At 66.2% G+C, this 6,160-nt stretch carries 7 protein-coding genes and 1 pseudogene; 4 read left to right on the forward strand and 4 right to left on the reverse strand.

Annotated features, from left to right (window positions below; genetic code table 11):
* Window positions 1-29: 29 nt before the first annotated feature.
* The 3 genes from ATI53_RS13045 to puuE are packed head-to-tail and all read right to left on the reverse strand — an operon-like array spanning window position 30 to window position 2,766.
* Window positions 30-524, reverse strand: coding sequence for an ureidoglycolate lyase (locus ATI53_RS13045; RefSeq protein WP_009505891.1), 495 nt, complete (start codon window positions 522-524; stop codon window positions 30-32).
* Complete coding sequence (locus ATI53_RS13050; RefSeq protein WP_009505890.1) at window positions 521-1,357, reverse strand: bifunctional allantoicase/(S)-ureidoglycine aminohydrolase; 837 nt, start codon at window positions 1,355-1,357, stop codon at window positions 521-523. Before ATI53_RS13050 ends, ATI53_RS13045 begins: the two co-directional genes overlap by 4 nt.
* On the reverse strand, window positions 1,354-2,766 hold the full coding sequence (gene puuE, locus ATI53_RS13055) for an allantoinase PuuE (protein ID WP_111550585.1): 1,413 nt from the start codon (window positions 2,764-2,766) through the stop codon (window positions 1,354-1,356). The genes ATI53_RS13050 and puuE overlap by 4 nt, the downstream gene beginning before the upstream one ends.
* Window positions 2,767-2,891: 125 nt before the next feature.
* Here puuE and uraH point away from each other — a divergent pair, with 125 nt between their 5' ends.
* From uraH to smpB, 4 genes are all read left to right on the forward strand, one after another.
* Window positions 2,892-3,251 (forward strand): hydroxyisourate hydrolase, encoded by a 360-nt coding sequence (uraH, locus tag ATI53_RS13060; RefSeq protein WP_009505888.1) that lies wholly within the window; start codon window positions 2,892-2,894, stop codon window positions 3,249-3,251.
* A gap of 72 nt (window positions 3,252-3,323) precedes the next feature.
* On the forward strand, window positions 3,324-4,010 hold the full coding sequence (locus ATI53_RS13065; protein WP_111550586.1) for a response regulator: 687 nt from the start codon (window positions 3,324-3,326) through the stop codon (window positions 4,008-4,010).
* A complete protein-coding gene (locus ATI53_RS13070) occupies window positions 4,007-5,332 on the forward strand; it encodes an ATP-binding protein (RefSeq protein ID WP_111550587.1) in 1,326 nt (441 codons plus the stop codon). Before ATI53_RS13065 ends, ATI53_RS13070 begins: the two co-directional genes overlap by 4 nt.
* A 45-nt stretch (window positions 5,333-5,377) precedes the next feature.
* Entirely contained in the window at window positions 5,378-5,848 is a 471-nt protein-coding gene (gene smpB / locus ATI53_RS13075) for an SsrA-binding protein SmpB (RefSeq protein ID WP_009505885.1), read from the forward strand.
* Window positions 5,849-5,856: 8 nt separating this feature from the next.
* Here smpB and ATI53_RS13080 read toward each other — a convergent pair.
* A pseudogene (locus ATI53_RS13080) lies at window positions 5,857-6,160 on the reverse strand (integrase core domain-containing protein); the annotation flags it as partial.

Below are 6,160 nucleotides of genomic sequence, written 5' to 3' on the forward strand. Positions count from 1 at the left end.
TCGCGGAGGCTGAGCCCCCGCCGAACGCGTCAGGGGCAGGTCACGAGCAGCGGCTCTGCCAGCCAGTGCTCTTCGAGGTTCGCGGTATCCCCGATCCGGTCGATCACCGCGAAAAGGCCCGGCCCGTGCAGCGGTGTCAGCACTCCGTGCCATGTGCCCCTGTGGAAATTGATAGCCTGCCCCGGTGCCGCGAGGAAAGCATGAACCGCCCCCGGAGGGGCGTCGGGCATCTCACCTGCCTGCGCGGTAATCACCAGCCACGGGTTCTGATGCATCGGAATGAACGCCTGCGACCCCTCGGGGTGGCGTTCGACCAGCTCCAGCCGATAGGGCAGCGCGCGGGGCTGGGCGCTGAACAGGCTGATCCCGGCGCGTCCGCGGGGGCCGAAATCCAGCGCGGCGCGGTCGTGAAACCGTCCGCACAGGCCCTGATTGATGATCTTGTCGGGATCGCCCGCGGTCTCCAGCACGTCGCCAAAGGGTGCGAATGCGGCGGCGGTCAGGGGATGCGCCCGCAGGGTCACAGCGCCAGCGTGACGTGACGGTTCACGTCCTTGTACAGCAGATAGCGGAACGTCTCGTCCCCCGTGGCGATGCAGGCCTGCGGGCAAAAGGCGCGCAGCCACATGAAATCGCCGGGGCCGACCTCGACCCAGTCGCGGTTCAGCAGATAGCGCGCGGTGCCCGACAGCACATACAGCCCGTGTTCCATCACATGGGTTTCGGCAAACGGAATGCGCCCTGCGCTTTCGATGCTGACGATATTGACGTGCATGTCGTGGCGCAGGTCAAACGGATCGGTGAACCGCTGCGTTGACCATTTCGCATCGCAATCGGGCATCGGGGTGCGATTGACCGCGGCTTCGTGGGTCACGAACGCCTCGGGGGGCAACATGCCCGGGATCGGCGCCCAGCGTTTGCGGATCCAGTGAAAGCCCGCGGGCACCTCGCCGGTGTTCCAGATGTTCCAGACGGCCGAGGGCGGAATATAGGCGTAGCTGCCCGCCGTGAGGTCGTACCAGTCGCGTCCCAGCGTCAGACGCATTTCGCCATGGGTGACAAAGATCACGCCCTGCGCATCCGGGTCCGGTTCGGGTTCGTTGCTGCCGCCGCCGGGCGACAGTTCCACCGCATATTGCGCAAAGGTCTCGGCAAAGCCGGTCATCGGGCGGGCAAGGATCCACACCCGATGCCCTGTCCAGCCCGGCAGAAAGCTGGTCACGATGTCGCGCATCACAGCGGCGGGGATGACGGCGTAAGCCTCGGTAAAGATTGCAGTTCCAGCAGAGGGGTCACAGTCCTGCCCCGGCAGGCCGCCGGGCGGAAAGGCATAGGTCGCGATCGGGTCGTGCTTCACAGCAGCTGCTCCAGACGAAGGCGCGCGATCCGTTCGACCTGACGACAGGCCTCGCCGAATTCGGTGACCGTATCCTGGGAAAGCCGGCGTTCGAACGCCGCGAGGATGCCGGGCTTGTCGTGATCGCGCACGGCAATGATGAATGGAAATCCGTGCTTGTCCATATAGGCATCGTTGAGGTGCGTAAAGCGATCCCGCTCCGCATCGGTCAGCATGTCCAGCCCGGCGCTGGCCTGTTCGCTGCTGCTGTCGTCCGTCAGTTGCCTGGCCGCTACAAGCTTGCCGGCAAGGTCGGGATGGGCGCGCAGCACGGCCAAGCGTTCGTCGGCAGACGCGGTGCGCAGCACCCGCGCCAGCGCGTTGGCAAGCCCCGCCGGCCGGTCGTGCGCGGCCCCCAGTTCCAGATCAAACGCCCGTTCGGCCACCCAGGGGCTGTGTTCGACGACGTCACCGAAGCGGGCGACAAAGGCAGCGCGGTCCATCTGGCTGGGGCGGTCCTTGCGCACATGCGGATGGATGGCGGCCCAATGCCGCGCGATGTCGATGCGACGCGGGGTCCAGACACCGTCGAACCCTTCGATGTAGTTGAGGAACCGCGCCAGGCCCGCCACCTTGCCGGGGCGGCCGATCAGCCGGTTGTGCAACCCCACGGACATCATCGCGGGCTTGCCCGCCGCGCCCTCGGCATAAAGCATGTCAAAGGAATCGCGCAGATAGGTGAAGAACTGTTCGCCTTCGATCCAGCCGGGGCTGGTGGCAAAGCGCATGTCATTGGCTTCCAGCGTGTAGGGAATGACCAGCTGGTCACGCGCGCCCACCTCGATCCAGTAGGGCAGATCGTCGTCGTAAGTGTCGGACACATAGTCGAACGCGCCGGTTTCGGCGGTCAGCCGCACGGTGTTGGCGGAACAGCGCCCGGTGTACCACCCGCGCGGAGGGCTGCCCACCACTTCGGTGTGCAACCGGATCGCTTCGGCGATGCTGGCGCGCTCTTCCTCCTCGGGCATGTCCTTGTGTTCGACCCATTTGAGCCCATGCGACGCGATTTCCCAGCCCGCGTCCTTCATCGCCTCGACCTGTTCGGGGTTGCGCGCGAGCGCCGTGGCGACGCCATAGATGGTCAGCGGAATCCCCGCGCCGGTGAACAGCCGGTGCAGCCGCCAGAACCCCGCCCGCGCGCCGTATTCATAGATCGATTCCATGTTCCAGTGGCGCTGTCCGGGCCACATCGCCGCGCCGGAAACGTCGGACAGAAATGCCTCGGACGCGGCATCGCCGTGCAGGATGTTGTTCTCGCCGCCCTCTTCGTAGTTCAGCACGAACTGCACGGCGAGCCGCGCGCCGCCCGGCCATTTCGCATCGGGGCGATCCGGCCCGTGGCCGATCATGTTGCGGGGATAGCGGTGCATGGCGGGCCCTCCTGGTTGCACTCTTGCGTTAATCGCGCTCTGGTCCGGACGAAACCGCAAAGCGCGCCACCCGTGGCGTGGAACTGCCGCATTTATCGGCACTGCCGGAAAAAGGAGCAAGTGCAATGCCCGAAGGCTACCTTACGACCCATGTCCTGGACACCGCAAAAGGCCTGCCCGCGCAAGGCATCCGCATCGCGCTGTACAGGATGACCGGCGACGCGCGTGAGATGATCGCCGAGACCGTGACCAATGTCGACGGGCGCACCGACAGCCCGATTCTGCCCAAGCCCGATTTTGCCCCCGGCACCTATGAGCTGCTGTTCGACGCCGGGGATTACCTGCGCGCCAGCGGACAGGCGGGGGACGATCCGCTGTTCCTGGACCGGATCCCGCTGCGGTTCGGCATATCGGACGCGGCCGCGCATTACCATGTGCCGCTGCTGCTGTCGGCCCATGGCTATTCGACCTATCGGGGCAGCTGACCTCGCGGCTTCGTCAGTGGCCGGGGCGCGGCCGGGCCGGTATGATCGCGCGCTCAGGAACACGAGGCGGCTATGCGAATTCTGGTGGTTGAAGACGACGCGCTGATCGCGAACGGGCTTTCGGTCGGGCTGCGGATGCACGGCTTTTCCTCGGAGCTGGTAGACACCTGTGCCGATGCCGCGCACGCGCTGGGCGCTGGCGGGTTCGATGCGATGGTGCTGGACCTGATGCTGCCGGACGGCTCGGGGGTGGATTTGCTGCGCGATCTGCGCGCCAGCGGCGAACGGTTGCCGGTGCTGATGCTGACGGCGCGCGACACGCTGGATGACCGGGTCGCGGGGCTGGATGCGGGTGCCGACGACTATCTTGGCAAACCGTTCGAACTGCCCGAACTGTCGGCCCGGCTGCGGGCGCTGACCCGCCGCGCGCAGGGGCGGGCCGAAAACCGCATGGCCTGGAACGGGCTTTCGCTTGATGTCGCCCGCATGGCCGGTTGGTTCGACGGCGCCGAGATCAGCTTTTCCCGCCGTGAATTCGGCGTGCTGTCGGCGCTGATGGATCGACCCGGCGCGATCCTGAACAAGCAGACGCTGGAGGAAAAGCTGTACGGCTGGCAGGAAGGCATCGAAAGCAACACGGTCGAGGTGCACATCCATCACCTGCGCGCCAAGCTGGGCGCGGGGTTCATCCAGACGGTGCGCGGCGCAGGCTACCGACTCGCGCCGGAGACGCCGCAAGCACAGGCATCTGGCCGATGAATTCCATCCGCAGCCGCCTGTCGCTGATCCTGCTGACCGCCACCGGCGTGGTCTGGCTGTGCGCCGTCCTGTGGGCGCAGCACAACACCCGGTCCGAGGTGATCCGCGTGCTGGACCGCCGGCTCGAAGAATCCGCCCGCATGGTCGCCTCGCTCATCGCCGAGGGCGGCGTCGGCGTCGACATCGCGGGGCGTGCGCTGTCGCGTGTCGGGGCCGAAGGCATGCGCCACCAGCTGTCCTGTCAGGTCTGGGGGCTGGACGGGCAGTATATCGGCGGCTCCGAAGGCGCGCCGGACGAACGGCTGGGGACCGCGAGCGGATTCAGCGAAAACAGTGTGGGCGGTGAGCCTTGGCGCGTTTACACGCTCGAAGAACCGGGGCTGGGCTTTCGTGTCATGGTCGGCGACGCCGTGGCGATGCGCGATGACCTCGTCAGCAACGTGGTCAAGGGGCTTGCGGTGCCCGCGCTGCTGGTGCTGCCGCTTCTGGCGGCGCTGATCCGCGTCACCGTCGGCCGCGGCATGGCACCGCTGGACAGGTTGGGGCGGGCGCTTGCGGGGCGCTCGCACACCGACCTTGGGCCGCTGCCCGAGCGCGGCGTCCCGCGCGAACTGCGCCCGATGGTCGATGCGCTGAACGGGCTTCTGGCCCGCGTCGACCGTGCCCGCGAACGCGAACGCAACTTCACCGCCTTCGCCGCGCATGAACTGAAAACCCCGCTGGCTGGGCTGCGCACCCAGTCCGAAATCGCCCGCATGGCACCGAACGAGGCCACCCGCGCCTATGCGCTGCTGCAAATCGAACGCGGGGTGAAGCGGTCGGACCGCATGGTCCGCCAACTGCTTGAAATGGCTGCTGTCGACCGCGAGATGGCCGAAGGCCCGCCAAAGGACGGCGCCGACATCCTGCGCGCCACGGTGTCCGAGCTGACCGCCCTGGCCGAGCGGCGCGGCGTCACGGTGACGGTTGATGCGCCGGCGGGCCTTTGGCACACGCGGGCGTCGCCGCTGTTGCACGCCGCCCTGCGCAACCTGCTTGAAAACGCCATCGCGGCGTCGCCCGACGGCGCGCGGGTCGATACCGCCCTGAGACAGACCGGCGCCCACATGCGCTTTGTCGTCACCGATACCGGCCACGGCATCGCCGATGCTGACCGGCCCCGCGTCACAGAGCGGTTCTTTCGCAGCGCTTCGAACACAGGCAGCGGCAGCGGGCTGGGCCTTGCCATCGTTGTGACGGCGATGGACCGCATGGGCGGCGCGCTGGCGCTGTCGCCGCGTCCCGGCGGTGGCGAATGCGCCGAGCTGATCCTGCCTGTTTAGGCGCTGGATATGGACAGGCGGGCATGGGAAGATTACATGCAGGCCATGGCCCAACCGAAGACAGACCCGAATTACAAGGTGATCGCCGAAAACCGGCGTGCCCGTTTCGACTACGCGATCGAAGACGATCTCGAGGTCGGCATCATCCTGTCCGGCTCCGAGGTGAAATCCCTGCGCGAGAATACCTCGAACATCGCGGAAAGCTACGCGGCGGTTGAAAACGGCGAACTGTGGCTGGTCAACAGCTACATCGCCCCCTACGAGCGCGCCATGTTCGGCCACGAGGAACGCAAGCGGCGCAAGCTTCTGGCGTCGAAAAAGGAACTGGCGCGCCTGTGGAACGAGACGCAGCGCAAGGGCATGACCATCGTGCCGCTGGTGCTGTATTTCAACCACAAGGGCATCGTGAAGCTGAAGGTCGGCATCGCCAAGGGCAAAAAGAACCACGACAAGCGCGAAACCGAAGCCAAGCGCGACTGGGGCCGGCAGAAGCAGAGGTTGTTGAAGCAGGGGTGAGGGTATCTGTCACATCCCGGCAGGTAGTATGGCTGCTTCTTGAACAACTCCGGCTTGAGTTTGTTCCCGTCCTTCATGGCCTGCAAGGGCGTATTGCTGCCCAGGGCTGATTGCGGGAGCTGCGGGTTGTAGAGCCAGACGTAGCGGTGCAGCGTCGTTTCCAGCTCTTCGCCGGATTGGAAGTGGTGGCTTTGCAGCACGTCCTCGATGCGGCCATTGAACCTCTCGACCATCCCGTTGGTTTGGGGCGATTTTGGCGGGGTCAGGCGATGGCCGATATCGAGTGAGGCGCAGAGTCTGTCAAACTCGTGC

It is taken from the genome of Salipiger aestuarii (assembly GCF_003259905.1).
Lineage (GTDB): Bacteria > Pseudomonadota > Alphaproteobacteria > Rhodobacterales > Rhodobacteraceae > Salipiger > Salipiger aestuarii.